This window comes from Streptomyces lancefieldiae (assembly GCF_031845825.1).
Taxonomy (GTDB): Bacteria; Actinomycetota; Actinomycetes; order Streptomycetales; family Streptomycetaceae; genus Streptomyces; species Streptomyces lancefieldiae.
On the sequence record NZ_JAVRFH010000236.1, the window covers coordinates 1 to 1,037 of the forward strand.

The 1,037-nt window shown below is 68.9% G+C and carries 1 protein-coding gene; it reads left to right on the top strand.

Features of this window, described 5'->3' with window-relative positions; all coding sequences use genetic code 11:
* The coding region (locus RM812_RS41845) for an LLM class flavin-dependent oxidoreductase (RefSeq protein ID WP_311586212.1) at window positions 1-1,037 on the top strand (1,037 nt) is incomplete at both ends.

Here is a 1,037-nt window from a genome sequence, read left to right on the forward strand (position 1 = left end):
CAGTTCGGCATCTTCACCGTCGGCGACGTCACGCCGGACCCGACCACGGGGCGTACGCCGACCGAGCGTGAGCGCATCAAGGCCATGGTCGCCATCGCGCTGAAGGCGGAGGAGGTCGGGCTCGACGTCTTCGCGACCGGCGAGCACCACAACCCGCCCTTCGTGCCCTCGTCGCCGACCACGATGCTCGGCTACATCGCGGCGCGCACGGAGCGGTTGGTGCTGTCCACCTCCACCACGCTGATCACCACGAACGACCCGGTGAAGATCGCCGAGGACTTCGCGATGCTCCAGCACCTGGCCGACGGCCGGGTGGACCTGATGATGGGGCGCGGCAACACCGGCCCGGTGTATCCGTGGTTCGGCAAGGACATCCGTGAGGGCATCAACCTCGCGGTGGAGAACTACGCGCTGCTGCACCGGCTGTGGCGCGAGGACGTCGTGAACTGGGAGGGGAAGTTCCGTACGCCGCTGCAGGGGTTCACGTCCACGCCGCGGACGCTGGACGGGGTCGCGCCGTTCGTGTGGCACGGCTCGATCCGCTCGCCGGAGATCGCCGAGCAGGCCGCGTACTACGGTGACGGCTTCTTCCACAACAACATCTTCTGGCCCGCCGACCACACCAAGCGCATGGTCGAGCTGTACCGGGCCCGCTACGCCCACTACGGGCACGGCACGCCCGAGCAGGCGATCGTCGGCCTCGGCGGCCAGGTGTTCATGCGGAAGAACAGCCAGGACGCGGTGCGCGAGTTCCGGCCGTACTTCGACGTCGCGCCGGTGTACGGGCACGGACCCTCCCTGGAGGACTTCACCGAGCAGACCCCGCTCACGGTCGGCTCGCCGCAGCAGGTGATCGAGAAGACGCTCGCCTTCCGCGAGTACGCCGGTGACTACCAGCGCCAGCTGTTCCTCATGGACCACGCCGGGCTGCCCCTGAAGACCGTGCTGGAGCAGCTCGACCTGCTCGGCGAAGAGGTCGTGCCGGTGCTGCGCGAGGAGTTCGCCAAGAACCGCCCGGCGAACGTGCCGGACGCCCC